We start from the raw sequence: 17,708 nt of genomic DNA on the forward strand, positions 1-17,708 counted from the left end.
CCACGGTGTTGGTGCGCGGCCTCGACTGTCTCGATGAAACGCCGCTTCTGGATCTGAAGCCCGACCGCTGCGAGTTCACACCGCGGGCGCCGCCACAGCCCGGCGATTTCCAGACGGAATAATTTGTAGGATGGGTTGAGCCCTTCGCGAACCCCATCACCCGCGGATGATGGGGTTCGCGAAGGCGCTCGACCCATCCTACGGTTTAAAACGCCTGCAGCGCCGCGATCAGCTTGGTCGCATGGTCTTCCAGCACCTTGGGGTCTTCCTTGCGCGACGTCGGCGGCAGCAGCGCAACATCGTCGTGGCGCGGCATCACATGCATATGCAGGTGAAACACCACCTGGCCGCCGGATGCTTCGCTGAATTGCCCGATGGTCATGCCGTCAGCCTTGAAGGCCGTCTTGGCGGCGGCGGCAATCTTGTGTGCGCCGCGGGCGACGTGGCCGTAATCCTCGGCGGTGATGTCGAAAATATTGCGTGCCGGCGCCTTGGGAATCACCAGTGTGTGGCCGGTCGAGCGCGGCATGATGTCGAGGAAGGCCAAAACATGGTCGTCCTCATAAACCTTGTAACAGGGAAATTCGCCACGCAAAATCTTGGCGAAGATGTTGTTGGGGTCGTAAGCGGTCATGGGGCCTCCCGGAATTTCGGCGACTGTCGCCGCGCGGCGCGAAGCGGTCAAGCGTGGCTCAGTCGGGCTCTTCATGGGTGCTGTGGATGTCGCCCTTGCGGAACGGGCCGGCCTCGGTCAGTTCGCGCACCGCCGCGGCGACATGGGCGCGCTCATGCGTGAGATAATCGGCCACCGCGCGGCGAAAGCCGGGGTCGGCGATGTAATGCGCGGAGTAGGTGGTCTGCGGCAGGTAGCCACGGGCGATCTTGTGCTCGCCCTGCGCGCCGGCCTCGACCGTCTTCAGGCCGCGCGCGATCGCAAAATCGATCGCCTGATAATAGCAGACCTCGAAATGCAGGAACGGATGGTGCTCGATGGCGCCCCAGTGCCGGCCGAACAGCGTATCTGATCCGATGAAATTGATGGCGCCAGCGATCCATTTGCCGTCGCGCTTAGCCATGATCAAGGCCACGTCCTTCGCCATGGTCTCGCCGATCAGCGAATAGAACGCGCGGGTCAGATACGGCCGGCCCCATTTCCGCGAGCCGGTCTCCATGTAGAATTCGTAGAACGCCTCCCACGCATCTTCGGTGATGTCGGCGCCGGTGAGCGCGTGGATGGTGATGCCGTTGGCCAGCGCATCGCGGCGCTCGCGCTTGATCGCCTTGCGGTGCCGCGAGTTCAGGGTGGCGAGAAAGTCGTCGAAGGTCCGGTAGCCCGCATTGTGGAAATGGAACTGCTGGTCGGTGCGCTCCAGAAAACCGCGCCCGGCCAGGAAATTCCACTCTCTTTCCTTTGCAAAAGTGACATGCACCGAGGAGGCGTTGGTGGCGTCGCAAAGCCCCACCAGGCCGCCGGCTAGCGCCGCGCCGATGCGCCCAGTATCGCTGCTGTCGCGGATCAGCAATCGCGGACCGGTCGCCGGTGTGAAGGGAACCGAGGCCTGCAGCTTGGGATAATATTGCCCGCCGGCGCGCTCATAGGCATCGGCCCAACCGCGGTCGAACACGTATTCGCCCTGCGAATGCGACTTGAGATAACAGGGCACGATGCCGACGACACCGCCATGCTGCCGGGCAACCAGGTGCCGCGGGCCCCAGCCGGTGCGCGCGCAGGCCGAGTTTGATTTCTCGAGCGCGGAGAAAAAAGCGTGCGAAACGAATGGGTTGTAGGTTGTTACCGAGGTGGAGCAGGGGGGCTGTGGCTGGCGCGCGGCGGCCAGCGTGTCAAGTTCCTGGAGGTCTCCCGGATCGGCCCTGGAAGTGGCGCAGGCATCCCAGTCTGCGGCCGCGATCTGGCTGATGGAGGAGACGGCTTCGAGCGTTATGTCGGACGATGTCATCAATCAGTTGAACCGGTCGTTAGCGATCAGCCGTCGCGGCGACCGACTGTAGAATTGTGCATCGCGCTGATGACTTCAAGGGTCAGGTGTCCGGCCGGAATCCTTCAAAGATCATCTGGTCGGCGTGGGCGGCTGCGATGGCGCGCTGTTCCGGCGTGCGCACGGTCCAGGTCAGCAGGGCGCAGCCGAACAAATGGCGCGCGATCCACGGTGCCGGCGCCGGCAGCTGGTTGACCGAATAGGCGACGAAATGCGGCCGGGTGGAAAAGGCATGGCGGAGTTGCAGCATGCCGCGGCGCTGCGCCGGGGTGAGGGTCAACCATTCGCCGTCATCATAGCGGCGCTGCGCGACGATGCCGCGCGGCAGTTCCGGCATCATCTCCCGCAACGCCAGTACCTTGTCGGGATCGAACGACATCACCGCCGCCGGGCCGCGATAGGATTTCAGGATCTCGATCGTGCGGGCCACGACCCTGCGGTCGCCGTCGAAGTGGCTTTTCAGTTCGATCACCAGCGCCACCCGGCCGCCGACCAGCGCGCAGAGGTCGCCGAGCGTCATCATCCGCTCGTCGGTATCCTTGAAGCGGACCTGTTTCAACTCGGCGGCGGTCTTGTCGAGCAGGGCGCCTTCGCCAATGGTCAAGCGCCCCAGCCTGTGGTCGTGATGCACCATGGCTTCGCCGTCGGCAGAAAGCTGCAGGTCGACCTCGATGCTGAAATTACCGGCGACGGCGGCGCTGATCGCACCCGGCATGTTTTCGATCACGCCATGGGCGCGATCGTGCAGACCACGATGCGCGACAGGGCGCGCGGTAAGCCAGTCAGGTGCGCGCATCATCGAATTCCGGACTCAGGCGACTTCGAACACGGCTTCGACCTCGACCGCGGCGTCCGCGGGCAGGGAGGCGACGCCGACTGTGGTGCGGGCGTGGCGGCCTTTGTCGCCGAACGCGGCGACCATCAGGTCCGAAGCGCCATTCAGCACCTTGGGCCCGTCGACGAAATCCGGCGCCGAATTGACGAAGCCGCCGAGGCGGACGACGCGCGCGACCTTGTCGAGATCGCCAAGCGCAGCCTTGACCTGGGACAGCAGATTGATCGCGCAGCCACGCGCGGCGGCGTGGCCCTGCTCGATGGAGACGCCGGCGCCGAGCTTGCCCTTGGCCAGTAACTGACCCTCAGGGCTGACGCAGACCTGGCCGGACACGAACAGCAGATTACCGGTGCGGACAAAGCCGACATAATTGGCGACGGGACTGCTGGGTTCATGCAGCGTCACGCCCAGTGTCGCGAGTTTTTGCTCGACCGTTCCTGCCATCATGTTCCCCGATTGCTCGATGTTTCGCCCGAACAGATCTGACCAAACCGTTCCGGCGAAGCCTGTTTCCCGCATCACGCTGATCGATGCAAGGGACCGTACGAGATCGTCGGCGGCGTCGGGAGACGGCCCGCTTCCCCCCGGGGGGGCACCGATAGCCGCGACTGATTGCATCTCCGCAATTTGCGCAGTTTCGCGCCGCACCGCCCCAGTTGCGGCGCAATAGCGCGGTCTCTATGTTGCAACTTCGCCAATCTAGGGAAATTCCATGCGTCGCACCCATCCGATTTCGCGTCTTCAGGCCGCCACCCTGCGGATAGGCGTTGCTGCCGGCCTGACGGTTGCGCTGGCGGCGGGATTCGGCAGCATGGCGCAGGCCGCCACGGCCACGCCGTTCATGGCGCATCAGGCGCTGTATGAGCTGAAGCTGCAAAAATCCCGTGGTAATGCCAGCATCAACAGCGCCAGCGGTCGCATCCTCTATAATTTTACCGGCAGCGCCTGCGAGGGATATACGTCGGATTTTCGTCAGGTGTCTGAACTGAGCAGCGGCGATGACAAGAACACGTTGAGTGATTTGCGCTCGACCAGCTGGGAAGACGGCGCCGGCAAGAGTTACCGCTTCAAGATCGACACCCGCATGAACGATGGCGACCCCACGGCCATCGACGGCATGGCGGAGCGCGATGCCGACCACATCACCGTCAAGCTGAAGCAGCCGGTGGTGAAGACCTTCACGCTGCCCGCCGCGACCGTGTTTCCGACCGAGCAGATCCACCGCATCATCGAGGCGGCGCGCGCCGGCAAGTCGGTGCTCGAACTCAGCGTCTATGACGGCTCCGACACCGGCGAAAAGGTCTACAACACGCTGACGATCATCGGCCAGCCGATCCCCGGCGACCGCAAAATCGCGGAGCCGGATCCTTCGACCTCCAGCGCTGCGATGAAGACCCTGACACGCTGGCCGGTGACCGTCAGCTATTTCGACCAGGGCGCCAAGACCGAGGGCGGCGAGCAGACGCCGGTCTATGCGATGTCGTTCGAATTGTATGAGAACGGCGTGTCGCGCGCGCTGGTGCTGGACTACAACGACTTTGTCATTGCCGGCACGATGGGCCAGTTCAACGTCAAGGACAGCAAGCCCTGCAAGTGAGCAGGTCGTTGTAATCATACTTGTCCCGGACGCGGTGCAGCGTGAAACGCTGCTCCGCGGAGCCGGGACCGTCGCAAGTACCGGCGTTTGAGACGGCCCCGGCTCAGCGAAGCAACATTTCGTGTTGCATCGTGTCCGGGGCACGAGACAGATTACTCCCGCACCTTCTCCGGCCCGTCATAGGCGATGCCGCGGATCACCGCCGCGTCGCCGAACTTCTTCCGCAGATCATCCATCGCGCGTTCGGCATGCGCCGAGCGGCGATCGATCATGTCGGTGTCGCCGGCCTCCGAGCCGGGCTTCAGCGCGCTGACGCCGGTGCCGATCAGGCGGAAGACAGTACCGTCGGTCTCCCTGGCCAGCATTTCGCGGCTGATCGAGAAGATCTTTGCCGCCAGCTGGGTGGGCGCGTGGATCGATTGTGATCTGGTGCGCTGGCGGAAATCCGCGGTCTTCAGCTTCAGCGTGACGGTGGTGCCGGCCAGTTCGCCGCTCTTCAGCCGCGATGATACTTTTTCCGACAAGCGCCACAGGATTTTTTCCAGAGTCGCAAAATCGCGGATGTCGTCGTTGAACGTGGTCTCGTTCGATATCGTCTTGGCGCCGCGGTCCGGCACCACGTCGCGGTCGTCGATGCCGCGGGCGAGACGCCAGAGACGGCGACCCTCGCCGCCGAATTGTCGCATCAGGTCGATCTCGTCGGCCTTCTGCAGGTCGGCAATCCGGCGAAAGCCCTTTTGCGACAGCCGTTCGGCCGTGGCGGGCCCGACGCCGTAGATGAAGCCGACCGGTCGGTCGGCCAGCATCGCGCGGGCATCGTCCTGGTCCAGCGTGGCGAAGCCGCGTGGCTTGTCGAGATCGGAGGCGATCTTGGCCAGAAACTTGTTCACCGACAGGCCGACCGACACGGTGATCCCGACCTCGCGTTCGATCTGGCTGGCAAACCGCGCCAGTACCTTGGCGGGGATCATGCCGTGGACGCGCTCGGTGCCCGACAGGTCGAGAAATGCCTCATCGATCGACAGCGGCTCGACCAAGGGCGTCAGCGCCTGCATGGCATGGCGCACTTCCCTACCGACCCTGACATATTTGGCCATGTCCGGCCGCACCACCGCGGCCGATGGACACAGCTCCAGTGCCTTGAACATCGGCATCGCCGAGCGCACGCCGAAGGTGCGCGCGATGTAGCAGGCCGCCGACACCACGCCGCGCTTGCCGCCGCCGATGATCACCGGACGGTCAGCCAACTCCGGATTATCGCGCTTTTCCACCGTAGCGTAGAAGGCGTCGCAGTCGATATGGGCCAGCGTCAGTTGCGGTAGCGCATGGTGCCGCACCAGCCGTGGCGAGCCGCAGGCGCTGCAGCGCCTGGCCGTGACGTTCTGATCGGCAAGGCAATCCCGGCAGAATCCGCGCGGTCCGCTCGGCTCTGTCGGCGAGGCCGTCACGGGATGTCGCGCTCGATATGGGGATCGCCCAGCGCCTGCCGGGCGGCGGCGATGGTCGTGGGATGCAGCTGCGAGGATGCCGAAAAGGCCTGTACCGTTTCGTCGTCGCGCAGCACAAAGTCGAGAACGCTGACCAGAAATTGCGGGTCCTTGGCGGCTGAACGCAGGGTTTCCGGGCCGATTCCGCTTTCGGACAGAAAAAGGCCGAGACGCTCGGGTTCGCCGGCGACGAAAGAAAGCGCCTGAATTGCAACGATTTCAGCCACTTGGCTCGGGTTGTGTGGACGCTTTTTCAGCATGCCTGTTTGCCTTTCCGTAACTTATCGTCTCTATTTTGACTCATCATGCCCGAGTCACCGGGGTGTTTCCAGCTACTGGAAGCGCGGCCACGGCAAGGGCGCTCTGGTGGGGTGACCAGAGCGACGTCGGACCACTCGCCTGCGACATTTATGGATACCGCGGGGCAATCAGGCCCGGCGCAAAAGAGAACGTTGACGTTCGGGATTGGAGGCGGGATGGCTAAAACCGTCCTCATCGTGGAAGACAACGAGCTCAATATGAAGCTCTTTCGCGATTTGCTGGAAGCTCACGGCTATCTGACCGTGGGCACCAGCAATGGATTCGAGGCGCTCGACCTCGTCAAGAAGCTGCGCCCCGATCTGATCCTGATGGACATTCAGCTGCCACAGGTCTCCGGCCTTGAAGTCACGGGCTGGATCAAGAGCGACCCGGAATTGCGCATGATCCCCGTCGTCGCCGTTACCGCCTTCGCCATGAAGGGCGACGAAGAACGCATCCGTGAAGGCGGTTGTGAAGCCTATTTGTCCAAACCCATCTCGGTTGGAAAGTTTATCGAGACCGTCCGTCGGTTTATCGGTTGAGGAGTTCACGATGTCCGCACGCATTCTGGTCGTCGACGACATCCCCGCCAACGTAAAGCTGCTGGAAGCCCGCCTGTCGGCGGAATATTTCGATGTCATCACCGCGTCGAACGGTGCGCAGGCGCTCGAGATCTGTACCCGCTCGGAATGCGACCTGATCCTGCTCGACGTCATGATGCCCGACATGGATGGCTTCGAGGTCTGCCGCCGCCTGAAAGCCAATCCGAAAACGCATTTCATTCCCGTGGTGATGGTGACCGCGCTGGATTCGCCGGCTGACCGCGTGCGTGGCCTGGAAGCGGGCGCCGATGACTTTCTTACCAAGCCGGTCGCGGACGCCGTGCTGATTGCGCGGGTGCGCTCGCTGACGCGGTTGAAGATGATGACCGATGAGCTGCGGATGCGCGCCATCACCTCCCTGGAAATCGGCGTGCAGGCGCCGGAGCGCAGCGCGGTGGCTGATCTCGGCCTTGGTGGACGCATTCTGCTGATCGACGACCGGCCGTCATCCTACGAGCGACTGGCGCCCGTGCTGAGCGCCGAACATACGGTAGACGTTGAATCCAATCCCGCCGAAGCGCTGTTTCACGCAGCCGAGGGCAATTACGATTTGCTGATCGTGTCGCTGGGTCTGGAGAATTTCGACGGATTGCGACTGTGCAGCCAGGCGCGTTCGCTGGAGCGCACCCGGCAGGTGCCAATCCTGGCGATCGCCGATGCCGACAATAATGCGCGGCTGCTTCGCGGACTTGAAATCGGCGTCAACGACTATCTGATACGTCCGGTCGATAAGAATGAATTGCTGGCGCGGGCGCGCACCCAGATTCGCCGTCGCCGCTACACCGATCATCTGCGCGACAATGTGCAGCATTCGATCGAGGCCGCGATCACCGACGGACTCACCGGACTTCATAACCGCCGCTACATGGAAAGCCATTTGGAAGCCTTGGCCGAGCAGGCCGGGGTGCGCGGCAAGCCGCTGGCCCTGATGATGCTCGACATCGACTTTTTCAAGTCGATCAATGACACCTATGGCCATGACGCCGGCGACGACGTGCTGCGCGAATTCGCGGTGCGGATCCGCAAGTCGATTCGCGGCATCGATCTGGCGTGCCGTTACGGTGGCGAGGAGTTCGTTATCGTGATGCCGGAGACCGATGTGCATGTGGCGGGCATGGTGGCCGAGCGGCTGCGCCGCTCGATCGCCGGGGAACCATTTTCCATCGACAAGGGCAACAAGCGCATCGAGGTCACGATCTCGATCGGCCTGTCGACGCTGGAGAAGAAGAGCGAGCCGATTACCGACGTGCTCAAGCGTGCCGACGTCGCGCTGTATCGCGCCAAGCATGACGGCCGCAATCGCGTTGTCTCCGCTGCGGCCTGAGTCGATCCCCTCGCCAGATCAATCGTTCCAGGGCTGCGCGAGGCCGCGGCTCGTACTGCGCGGCGTCGGTGGTAGTCGCCGGGTTCCAACGGAAAACGGGGCCTGAAAGGCCCCGTTCAATCCGTCAGCAGCTGACAGCAGCGATTACTTGATCTTGGATTCCTTGAACTCGACGTGCTTGCGCGCGACGGGGTCGTACTTTTTCTTGACCATCTTGTCGGTCATGGTGCGCGAATTCTTCTTGGCGACATAATAGAAGCCGGTATCCGCGGTGGAGACGAGCTTGATCTTGATGGTGACCGCTTTGGCCATGGTAGAACCTCTGATGTCAGGAATCGATGACAGCCAGAGCACTGGCCGCGTTGGGGCGCAAACTAGCCTCGAACGCCCCAAAGTCAAGGTTTTCCGGATCGAATAAGCCCGGGAATCCGGTCCGTTAGCCTGGAAAGAAGCGGTTTTCCGGCCGCGGCAGGCCCAGATTCTCCCGCAGCGTGGTGCCTTCGTACTGGGTGCGGAAGATTCCGCGTTCTTGCAGCTCTGGAACGACCTTGTCGACGAAGTCGTCGAGGCCCTCGGGCAGGAACGGGAACATGATGTTGAAGCCATCGCAGCCCTCGGAGACCAGCCATTCCTCCATCTCGTCGGCGATGGTTTGCGGCGTGCCGACAAAGGCCGAGCCACCATAGCCGCCAAGCCGCTGCGCCAATTCGCGCACCGTGAGGTTCTCCCGCGCGGCCAGATCGATCACGCGCTGGCGCCCGCTCTTGCTGGCATTGGTTTCCGGGATTTCGGGCAGGGGGCCATCGGGATCGAAACCGGAAGCATCAGAGCCGATCATGATCGACAGCGAAGCAATGGCGTTGGCGTAGTGCACCTTGCTGTCCAGCAGAGCGCGTTTCTCTTTTGCCTGCTCGAGGCTGTCGCCAACCACGACGAACGCACCGGGCAGGATCTTGAGGTGGTCGCGGTTGCGGCCAAGCCTGTCCATGCGGCCCTTGATGTCGGCATAGAGCTTTCGCGCATCGGACAGCGCGCCGCCGCCGGTGAACACGGCTTCGGCGGTTTCGGCGGCGAGTTGCCGGCCATCGTCGGAGGCGCCGGCCTGTACGATTACCGGCCAGCCCTGCACCGGGCGGGCGATGTTGAGCGGCCCGCGAACCTTGAAATATTTTCCGTTGTGATCGAGCACATGCATCCTGTCGGGATCCATGTAGAGGCCGCTCTCCACGTCGCGCACAAACGCGTCGTCGGCAAAGGAATCCCACAGGCCCGTCACGACGTCGTAGAATTCACGGGCGCGCCTGTAACGCTCGGCGTGCTCCATGTGATCGTCGAGGCCGAAGTTGAGCGCGGCATCCGGATTCGAGGTGGTGACGATATTCCAGCCGGCGCGGCCATTGCTGATGTGGTCCAGCGAGGCGAAGCGGCGGGCGACGTGATAGGGCTCGTCGAAGGTGGTGGAGCCGGTGGCGATCAGCCCGATGTTCTCGGTGACCGCCGCGAGCGCCGACAATAGCGTGAACGGTTCGAAGGAGGTCACGGTGTGGCTGCGCTTCAGCGCCTCGATCGGCATGTTGAGCACGGCCAGATGGTCAGCCATGAAGAAGGCGTCGAACTTGCCGGCTTCCAGTTTTTGAATGAGCTGCTTTAGCACCGGGAAGTTGAAATTGGCATCGGGCACCGCGCCCGGATAGCGCCAGGCGCCGGTGTGAATGCTGACGGGCCGCATAAAGGCCCCGAGCCGCAATTGACGCTTCGCCATATGGTCCCCGCTTTGATGACCATGAAGAGATAGGAACGGCGCGCGCGGAAGGCATCACGGATCGCGAGAAGATTATTGCGATTTATCGCGGTGGTACGATGGTTTTCTACCAGGGCGTCGCGTTCTGGACGGATCGATGGCCATAGCCGGGCGATGCTATCACTTCAGAAGGCGCGGGCCATGGAACGGGATTCGCTGGCCAGAAGCTCTTCGTTTTCCGCCAGTTGGATCCATGACAACGCGAGATCAAGAAACACGCGCACCTTGTCGATGTCGTCTTCCATACTGGCCTTTCGCCCAAGCGATGCCGCCGCCTGCCGGTATTCCAAAGACGCCGTCGTGAACGTCGAAAAACCAACATCCTCCTCGAAACGGTGCATCTGCCCCATCGTCTGAACTCCTCGCACTGGAGAGGTGGTATCTATCCACTATTGTCGAGGATTGAGTTAAGAAAATTGTGAAAATAAGGCCGAGTTCAAGCTTCGTTCAGATTAGTCGGTCGGCAAAAAGTCGAGTTGCATTTTACCGCCGCACCAATGGAAGAAGGGCAGCGGTGCGTCGTGCCGCAGCGGGCCGGTGGCCAGTCGCTTCTGCAACTGATTAAGTACGTTCTTGGTCATTGCGTGGGCGTCGGCCAGATGCTCGGAGCCGAGTTCGACCCAGACCAGTTCGACCAGTTCAGCATCGGCATGGATGACGCCCTCGATGCGATGGGCGATGGCGGAGGCATCAGCCGTGAAGAACCTGGTATCGAAACGCTTGATCCGACCGGGCGGGGTGATGGCGCGGGCGATCAGAAACAGGCCGGAGGGATCCGGCAACAACCCCGCATCGCTGAACGCCGCCCACGGTCCCGGCAATGGCCTGGTGGCACCGTCGGCCTTGCGGCCGAGGCACAGCCCGGTCTCTTCGCAGGCCTCCCGGATCGCGGCGACCGCCAGTGAGCGCGCGCGTGACGGCGCCGTCTTCGGACTGCCCTTGGCAAGGTTGGCCTCCAACTCGGGCGGCAGCGGCGCGGCGATCGGGATCTTGTTGTCGGTCTTGTCGACGCTGCCACCGGGAAACACGAACTTGCCGGGCATGAAGACCACATTGGCGTGACGCTTGCCGACCAGCACCTTGGGGATCGGGCCGGAACGATCCACCAGCATCAATGTCGCCGCATCGCGGGGGCGCTTGTAGGGATGGTGATCCGCTTCCTTGCCGATCTGTATTTCGCTCATGGCGCCCTCGAACTTTTCTTGTTTTTACTTGCGATGGACGGCCAGCGTATCAGTCGTGGTCGCCGTCGCCAAATCCATGCATCCGGAATGCCCATTGCAGGCCGACCACGGCTCCCTTGACCGGTTGCAGCAAGGCTAGCGACGCGAACAGGGTGAACGGCAGATATACCGCCAGTTGCAGCCATATCGCCGGCGCATAGTCGGTCTCGATCCACAGGATCATCGGTACCAGCAGATGGCCGACAATGACGATCACGAGATAGGCGGGCAGATCGTCGGCGCGATGCGCCGAAAAGTCCTGGCTGCAGACCGAGCAGTGATCGTCGACTTTCAGGAAGGCGCGAAACAGTTTGCCTTCGCCGCAATTCGGGCAGCGCCCGACGAAGCCGCGCTTCATCGCGGTCCAGACATCGCGCTTGGCAACGGGATCGAGTGCAGCCGGCCAGGTGTTGGTCTTGCCAGCTAAGGACTTGGCGGTTGTGTCTGTCGTCACGACGATCTCCCCTTGTTCGGCTTTGGAGCGCTTTTCTCGCCCGCAGTGCCTGAAGCGGCCTTGGCTTTCAATCGGGCATTCCGTCCAAGCTTGACCTTTTTCGGCGGCCTGGCAGGCTTCTTGTCGAGTTTCTTATCGAGTTTCTTGGCGATCTTGACCGACTTGCTGCCCGGATGCCGTCCAATACCGGCTGCGCCATCGCCTCGGGCATCGCGGCGTTGACCTTTGCGTTCAACGTGGCCTTCGGAAAGAAGTTCAAAACGTAATGCGCCCGCCACCGGCGCGGCTTCGACCAGCCGCACATCGACCACGTCGCCCAATCGGTGCATCGCACCGCTGCGCGTTCCGACCAGCGCGTGGCGGGCTTCATCATAGTTGAAGTATTCGGTGCCGAGCGTGCGGATCGGAATCAACCCGTCGGCGCCGGTATCACTCAGCTTCACGAACAGTCCGGCGCGGGTGACACCGGAGATGCGGCCCTGGAATGTCGCGCCGATGCGGTCGGCCAGGAAGTGGGCGATCAACCGGTCAGAAGTTTCACGCTCCGCCTTCATGGCGCGGCGTTCGGTGACCGAAATCTGCGCTGCGACTTCCGCCAGCGTTTCCATCGTCTCCGTTTCCGGCAAGGCGCCTTCACCAAGTCCAAGCCCGCGGATCAGCGCGCGATGCACGACCAGATCGGCGTAGCGCCGGATCGGCGAGGTGAAATGCGCATAGCGGCGCAGGTTCAGACCGAAATGTCCGTAGTTTTCCGAGGCGTATTCAGCCTGGGCTTGCGATCGCAACACCACTTCGTTCACCAGCGGTTCGGAATCGTGACCCTTCACTTTTGCGAGCACGCCGTTGAACAGCGAAGGTCGCAACGCACCGGTCTTGGCAAACGGCAGATCGAGGGTCTTGAGGAATTCCTGCAGATTATGGACCTTCTCCTGCGAAGGCTCGTCGTGCACCCTGTAGATAAGCGGTAGCGCCCTTTTTTCAAGCATCTCCGCCGCGGCGACATTGGCGAGGATCATGAACTCCTCGATCAATTTATGCGCATCGAGGCGCTCCGGTACGATCACACGATCTACCGTGCCATCGGGCTTCAGCAGGATTTTTCGCTCGGGAATGTCGAGGTCGAGCGGGTCCCGTTCGTCGCGGGCGAGTTTTACCAGCGCATAGGCGTCGTACAGCGGCTGCAGGATCGCTTCGAGAATCGGGCCGGTGGTATCGTCGGGGCGGCCGTCGATCGCGGCTTGCGCCTGCGCGTAGCTCAGCTTGGCCGCCGAGCGCATCAGGATGCGGTGGAAGGTGTGAGAGCGCTTGCGGCCGTCGGCGCCGATCACCATGCGCACGGCCAGCGCGCCGCGCGCCTCGCCTGGAACCAGCGAGCACAGATTGTTGGAGATCCGCTCCGGCAACATCGGCACGACGCGGTCGGGAAAATACACCGAGTTGCCACGCGTCAGCGCATCGCGGTCCAGCGCCGAGCCGGGTCGCACATAGAACGCAACGTCGGCGATCGCGACGGTAACGATGTAGCCGCCCTTATTGTCGGGATCGGGCCGCGCATAGACCGCGTCATCATGGTCCTTGGCGTCCGGCGGATCGATGGTGACCAGCGGTACATCGCGCCAGTCCTCGCGGCCCGCCAGCGTCGCCGGCTGGGCCGCCTCGGATTCCTCGATAGCAGCCGATGAGAAGGCCTGCGGAATTTCGTGGGAGTGGATGGCGATCAGGCTGACCGCCTTTTCGCTCGATAGCGAGCCGAGCCGTTCCTTGACCTTGCCGGAAGCCAGCCCATAGCCGCGGGTATGGATCAGGTCGACGCTGACCAGGTCGCCATCCTCGGCGCCGTTGCTGTCATTGGCCGAGATGTTGAGTTCGCCGCGACCGGCCTGTTTCTTGTCGACCGGGACCAGCCGTCCGCCGCCACCGGGCAACGCGCGATAGATTCCGAGCAGCCGCGCCTTGGCCTTGTCGACCAGCTTGATGACCCGGCCGCGATAGGCAACGGACTCTCCTTCCGTCTCGATCTTCTCGATGCGTAGCATCGCGCGATCGCCGATCCCGGCGGCGGTACCGGGCAGGGGGCGTCGTGCCACGTGGATGCGGATCTTTGGCGTGGCGCCGTTGGCGACTTCATCCCACTCGGTGGGAGTCGCGATCAGCTCGCCGTCGCGGTCGCGGCCGGTGATGTCGACCAGCACGGTCGGGGGCAGCGCCGCGGGCTCGCGGATCGCCTTGCCCTGCTTGGCGATCACGCCCTCATGGGCGAGCTCGCGCAAAATCTGCTTCAATTCGATACGGGCGGCGTTCTTGAGGCCAAACTCCCGCGCGATTTCGCGGGTACCTATCTTGCCAGGATTCGTGCGGACGAACGCCACGATCGCATCCCGGCTTGGAAACCCACTATCCCGTTTCTTGCTCACAATTATCCGTTCTTGCCCGCGCTCTTCTTCGCGGCAGGTTTTTTCGCGGCCTTCTTGGCCGGCGACGTTTTGGCCTTCACGGGCGCGCGGGCCTTGCTGGCAGCGGCACCTTCGGCCTTCGGCTTGGCGGCGGCTTTTTTCGCAACCGCCTTCTTGGCAACTGCTTTCTTGGCCGGCTTCTTCTCGGCGGCATCCGCCTTGGCGGTGACCTTGGCGGCGGCCTTCTTCGCCGGGGTCTTTTTGGCACCACGCTTCGGCTTGCCGCCGCCCTTGGCGGCGCGTTCGTCGATCAGCGCGATGGCTTCTTCCAGCGTGATGGTTTCCTGCGTCTTGTCGCTGGGGATCGTCGCATTGACGCCGCCGGCGGTGACATAGGCGCCGTAGCGCCCGCCCTTGACGGCAACGCCGCCCAGCGTCGGATGCTCGCCCAGCGGCTTGCCGGGATCGGCGCCGAACTTGCGGCCGCTCGGGCCCTTCAGGATCTTTTCGGCAATCAGCGTCACCGCGCGATTGAGCCCGATGTCGAACACCTCGTCGCCGGCCTCGAGGCTGGCATAGGTCTTCTCATGACGGACGAACGGCCCGAACCTGCCGAGGCCGGCGGTGATCGGTTCGCCGCTCTCCGGATGCTTGCCGATCTCGCGCGGCAATGACAGCAGCTTGAGCGCCAGGTCGAGCTCGACATCGCTCGGCGAGGTGTTTTTCGGAATGCCGGCGCGCTTCGGTTTTTCGCCTTCGGCGTAGTCCTTGACGTCGCCGAGCTGGATGTACGGCCCGAACCGGCCGGCCTTTACCGCCACGTCACGGTCGGTCAGCGGGTCCTTGCCGAGCACGCGGTCGGCATTGGCGCCGCTGTCCGCGGCCAGCGGACGCGTGTAGCGGCATTCCGGATAGTTCGAGCAGCCGACGAAGGCGCCGAACTTGCCAGCCTTGAGGTTGAGCTTGCCGGTGCCACAGGTCGGGCACTGCCGGGGATCACCGCCATCTTCGCGCGGCGCGTAGATGTGCGGGCCGAGCATGTCGTCGAGGGCGTCGAGCACTTCGGTGACGCGAAGATCCTTGATCTCGTTGACGGCACCGATGAAGTCGGTCCAGAAATCGCGCAATACCTGCTGCCAGGAGATCTCGTTGTTGGAGACGCGATCAAGCTTCTCCTCCAGTGCCGCGGTGAAGTCGTACTCCACATAGCGGGCGAAGAAGTTCTCCAGGAACGCGACGACGACGCGGCCCTTGTCCTCACCATAGAGGCGCTTCTTTTCGAGCCGTACATAGCCTCGGTCTTTCAACACCTGCAGGATCGAGGCGTAGGTCGAGGGCCGGCCGATGCTCAGCTCTTCCATCCGCTTCACGAGTGAAGCTTCCGAGAAGCGCGGCGGCGGCTCGGTAAAATGCTGGGTGACGGCGAGGTTCTCTTTCTTCAGCGCCTCGCCTTCGCTCATCGCGGGCAGGCGGCGTGAATCCTCGTCGTCGGCGTCGTCATCCTTGCCTTCCTGGTAGACCGCGAGGAAGCCGTCGAACTTCACGACCTGGCCGGTCGCGCGCAATTCCAGCACGCGGGTGCCGGCCTTGGCGGAAATGTCGACCGTGGTGCGCTCCATCTCGGCCGATTCCATCTGGCTGGCGATGGTGCGGACCCAGATCAGCTCATAGAGCTTGGCCTGATCGGTATCGAGCCGGCCGCGCAGGCTGGCGGGGCGGCGCGACAGATCTGTCGGGCGAATCTCTTCATGCGCTTCCTGGGCGTTCTTGGCCTTTGTCGAATATTGTCGCGCGACGCCTGGGACATATTGCTTGCCGTAGTCTTCGCCGATCACTTCGCGGGCCTGGGTGATGGCCGAGCCGTCGATCTGCACGCCGTCGGTTCGCATATAGGTGATCAGACCGGTGGTCTCGCCGCCGATGTCGATGCCTTCATAGAGACGCTGCGCGATGCGCATGGTGTGCGCCGGGGCGAAGCCGAGCTTGCGGCTGGCCTCCTGTTGCAACGTCGAGGTCGTGAACGGCGCCTGCGGATTGCGGCGTGCCGGCTTGGCCTCGACGGTGGTGACTTCAAATTTGGCGGCTTCGATCGCCTGGCGGAAATCCTCGGCCTCGTCGCCGGTGCCGATGTCGAGACGCTGGATCTTCTTGCCGTCGGCGCCGATCAAGCGCGCTTCAAAGCTGTCACCGCGCGGCGTCGCCAGCGTGGTGACCAGCGACCAGTATTCACGCGGGATGAATTTTTCGATTTCGAGCTCGCGGTCGCAGACCAGCCGCAGCGCGACCGACTGCACGCGGCCGGCGGAGCGGGCGCCGGGCAGTTTTCGCCACAGCACGGGGGAGAGCGTAAAGCCGACCAGATAGTCCAGCGCGCGGCGCGCCATATAGGCATCGACCAGCGCACCATCGATCTGGCGCGGATTCTTCATCGCTTCCGTCACCGCCTGCTTGGTGATGGCGTTGAACACGACGCGTTCGATCTTGTGGTCCTTGATCGCGCGCTTTTCCTTCAGCACTTCGAGCACGTGCCAGGAAATCGCTTCCCCCTCGCGATCCGGATCGGTTGCGAGGATCAGCTTGTCGGCGCCCTTGAGCGCCCGGGCGATGTCATTGAGGCGGCCGGCCGCCTTCGGATCGATCTCCCAGATCATCTGGAAATTGGCGTCCGGATCGACCGATCCATTCTTGGCAGGAAGGTCACGAACATGGCCGAACGATGCCAGCACCTCGTAGTCGGAACCGAGGTACTTGTTGATCGTCTTGGCCTTGGATGGCGACTCGACAATGACGATATTCATGTCATTCCAATGGCTTAAGGGGAAATTCGGGCCGGTTCCGCGAGAGTCGCGTCGGCCGTTTCGCCGCGAACATGGGTGTGAAGCTGGTCCGTGTCAAATCGCCCAGCGCGAATGGGGGGCGGGATGGATAAAATGACACCAACTAAAGGTTGTATTTTACACCGAATAGTTGTGATAATTTCGTCAATGGGAGATTGCTGGCGTGGCGTCGAAAGGACCGGAAATGTCATCGGATGGAGCCCTCCACGCGCCGGATGACGAACCTCCGGGCGACGGCGGCCCTCTGGAGGCCGCGCACTTTATAATGCGTGCGCTCGAGGATCTCGGACGCCTGGCGCGACGCCATCGTCACGAGATGCTGGTCTATCTGATCGACATGACGCATCTGGAGACTGAAGAGATCTTGCGGCGCGGCAGCCGGCGCCGGCCATCAGGCGGCTGAGTCGACCAGCTTGGCGGCCGTGTCGCCAAAGCCGAGCAGCCGCCCGTCAGCGGCGTGCAGCTCGAGCGTCGAGCGCGCCACGCCGCTGAAGCGGATCGGCGAACCCGAGCATATTTCAAAGACGGTACTGTTTCTTGCCTCCGACGACGCGGCGCATATTCAAGGACAGGAACTGTTCGTCGACGGTGGCGCTACCGCATCCCCTTCCGGCGCGCCGATCTATCTCGGCTGACGTCCCTATTGTCGTTCCGGGGGGCAGGCGGCGCTAGCCGGCTGCAAACCCGGAACCTCGACATGTTCAGCGTCCCATCTCGCGATTCCGGGTTCGGTCGCAGCTATCGCTGCTCCCGCCCCGGAATGACATCGCGTTACGCGGCGCGCAGATTCGTTGCTGCCTGTAGGGCGCTGGAAATTGCTTTCTCGCGATGCTCGGGTCCCAAATTGATGCCCTCGGC

Annotated in this window: 18 protein-coding genes and 1 pseudogene; 6 read left to right on the forward strand and 13 right to left on the reverse strand. The window is 62.9% G+C overall.

Annotation, left to right across the window (positions count from 1 at the left end; translation table 11 throughout):
- A pseudogene (locus Q0S16_RS21575) lies at nucleotides 1-122 on the forward strand (tRNA (N6-threonylcarbamoyladenosine(37)-N6)-methyltransferase TrmO); the annotation flags it as partial.
- Between the two features lie 83 nt (nucleotides 123-205).
- Here the strand turns inward: Q0S16_RS21575 and Q0S16_RS21580 are convergent.
- The 4 genes from Q0S16_RS21580 to Q0S16_RS21595 form a co-directional block, all read right to left on the reverse strand.
- Complete coding sequence (locus Q0S16_RS21580) at nucleotides 206-634, reverse strand: HIT domain-containing protein (RefSeq protein WP_295852876.1); 429 nt, start codon at nucleotides 632-634, stop codon at nucleotides 206-208.
- 58 nt (nucleotides 635-692) lie between these two features.
- A complete protein-coding gene (locus Q0S16_RS21585; protein ID WP_295852879.1) occupies nucleotides 693-1,958 on the reverse strand; it encodes a GNAT family N-acetyltransferase in 1,266 nt (421 codons plus the stop codon).
- 82 nt (nucleotides 1,959-2,040) lie between these two features.
- A complete protein-coding gene (locus Q0S16_RS21590) occupies nucleotides 2,041-2,793 on the reverse strand; it encodes a glycerophosphodiester phosphodiesterase (RefSeq protein ID WP_295852881.1) in 753 nt (250 codons plus the stop codon).
- A 15-nt stretch (nucleotides 2,794-2,808) separates the two neighbouring features.
- Nucleotides 2,809-3,276, reverse strand: a complete 468-nt coding sequence (locus Q0S16_RS21595) for a RidA family protein (RefSeq protein ID WP_295852882.1) — start codon at nucleotides 3,274-3,276, stop codon at nucleotides 2,809-2,811.
- Nucleotides 3,277-3,643: 367 nt separating this feature from the next.
- Here Q0S16_RS21595 and Q0S16_RS21600 point away from each other — a divergent pair, with 367 nt between their 5' ends.
- Nucleotides 3,644-4,429, forward strand: a complete 786-nt coding sequence (locus tag Q0S16_RS21600; RefSeq protein WP_295852908.1) for a cell envelope integrity EipB family protein — start codon at nucleotides 3,644-3,646, stop codon at nucleotides 4,427-4,429.
- Between the two features lie 152 nt (nucleotides 4,430-4,581).
- Here Q0S16_RS21600 and Q0S16_RS21605 read toward each other — a convergent pair whose 3' ends face one another.
- Both Q0S16_RS21605 and Q0S16_RS21610 read right to left on the reverse strand, forming a co-directional pair.
- Complete coding sequence (locus Q0S16_RS21605) at nucleotides 4,582-5,877, reverse strand: DNA polymerase IV (RefSeq protein ID WP_295852884.1); 1,296 nt, start codon at nucleotides 5,875-5,877, stop codon at nucleotides 4,582-4,584.
- On the reverse strand, nucleotides 5,874-6,173 hold the full coding sequence (locus Q0S16_RS21610; RefSeq protein ID WP_295852910.1) for a DUF3572 domain-containing protein: 300 nt from the start codon (nucleotides 6,171-6,173) through the stop codon (nucleotides 5,874-5,876). Before Q0S16_RS21610 ends, Q0S16_RS21605 begins: the two co-directional genes overlap by 4 nt.
- A 219-nt stretch (nucleotides 6,174-6,392) precedes the next feature.
- Between Q0S16_RS21610 and Q0S16_RS21615 the strand changes: the two genes are divergently transcribed.
- Nucleotides 6,393-6,758 carry a response regulator gene (locus Q0S16_RS21615; RefSeq protein WP_295852886.1) on the forward strand — a complete coding sequence of 122 codons (366 nt, stop codon included), beginning with the start codon at nucleotides 6,393-6,395 and terminating at the stop codon, nucleotides 6,756-6,758.
- Between the two features lie 10 nt (nucleotides 6,759-6,768).
- Entirely contained in the window at nucleotides 6,769-8,142 is a 1,374-nt protein-coding gene (locus Q0S16_RS21620; protein ID WP_295852889.1) for a PleD family two-component system response regulator, read from the forward strand.
- Between the two features lie 144 nt (nucleotides 8,143-8,286).
- Here Q0S16_RS21620 and rpmG read toward each other — a convergent pair whose 3' ends face one another.
- The 7 genes from rpmG to topA all read right to left on the reverse strand — a co-directional run bounded on the left by rpmG (nucleotide 8,287) and on the right by topA (nucleotide 16,811).
- Nucleotides 8,287-8,454 (reverse strand): 50S ribosomal protein L33, encoded by a 168-nt coding sequence (rpmG, locus tag Q0S16_RS21625; RefSeq protein ID WP_011472688.1) that lies wholly within the window; start codon nucleotides 8,452-8,454, stop codon nucleotides 8,287-8,289.
- A gap of 124 nt (nucleotides 8,455-8,578) precedes the next feature.
- Nucleotides 8,579-9,904: an LLM class flavin-dependent oxidoreductase gene (locus tag Q0S16_RS21630; RefSeq protein WP_295852894.1), complete on the reverse strand. Its 1,326-nt coding sequence runs from the start codon at nucleotides 9,902-9,904 to the stop codon at nucleotides 8,579-8,581.
- 164 nt (nucleotides 9,905-10,068) lie between these two features.
- Nucleotides 10,069-10,293: a hypothetical protein gene (locus Q0S16_RS21635; protein WP_295852896.1), complete on the reverse strand. Its 225-nt coding sequence runs from the start codon at nucleotides 10,291-10,293 to the stop codon at nucleotides 10,069-10,071.
- Between the two features lie 102 nt (nucleotides 10,294-10,395).
- Nucleotides 10,396-11,127 (reverse strand): NUDIX hydrolase, encoded by a 732-nt coding sequence (locus tag Q0S16_RS21640; protein WP_295852898.1) that lies wholly within the window; start codon nucleotides 11,125-11,127, stop codon nucleotides 10,396-10,398.
- 49 nt (nucleotides 11,128-11,176) lie between these two features.
- Nucleotides 11,177-11,620 (reverse strand): DUF983 domain-containing protein, encoded by a 444-nt coding sequence (locus Q0S16_RS21645; protein WP_295852900.1) that lies wholly within the window; start codon nucleotides 11,618-11,620, stop codon nucleotides 11,177-11,179.
- Complete coding sequence (gene rnr, locus Q0S16_RS21650; protein ID WP_295852903.1) at nucleotides 11,617-14,034, reverse strand: ribonuclease R; 2,418 nt, start codon at nucleotides 14,032-14,034, stop codon at nucleotides 11,617-11,619. The genes Q0S16_RS21645 and rnr overlap by 4 nt, the downstream gene beginning before the upstream one ends.
- Nucleotides 14,035-14,036: 2 nt before the next feature.
- Nucleotides 14,037-16,811: a type I DNA topoisomerase gene (topA, locus tag Q0S16_RS21655; protein WP_295852905.1), complete on the reverse strand. Its 2,775-nt coding sequence runs from the start codon at nucleotides 16,809-16,811 to the stop codon at nucleotides 14,037-14,039.
- Between the two features lie 223 nt (nucleotides 16,812-17,034).
- Between topA and Q0S16_RS21660 the strand changes: the two genes are divergently transcribed.
- Together Q0S16_RS21660 and Q0S16_RS21665 are read left to right on the forward strand one after the other, a co-directional pair.
- The gene (locus Q0S16_RS21660) at nucleotides 17,035-17,253 is read left to right on the forward strand and encodes a hypothetical protein (protein ID WP_295852907.1); all 219 of its coding nucleotides are present in this window, start codon (nucleotides 17,035-17,037) and stop codon (nucleotides 17,251-17,253) included.
- Nucleotides 17,254-17,272: 19 nt separating this feature from the next.
- Nucleotides 17,273-17,485 (forward strand): SDR family oxidoreductase, encoded by a 213-nt coding sequence (locus Q0S16_RS21665; RefSeq protein WP_295852912.1) that lies wholly within the window; start codon nucleotides 17,273-17,275, stop codon nucleotides 17,483-17,485.
- The last annotated feature ends 223 nt before the right edge of the window (nucleotides 17,486-17,708 follow it).

Origin of the sequence: Tardiphaga sp., from assembly GCF_025356345.1 — a bacterium.
In the GTDB taxonomy this organism is placed as follows: Bacteria; Pseudomonadota; Alphaproteobacteria; order Rhizobiales; family Xanthobacteraceae; genus Tardiphaga.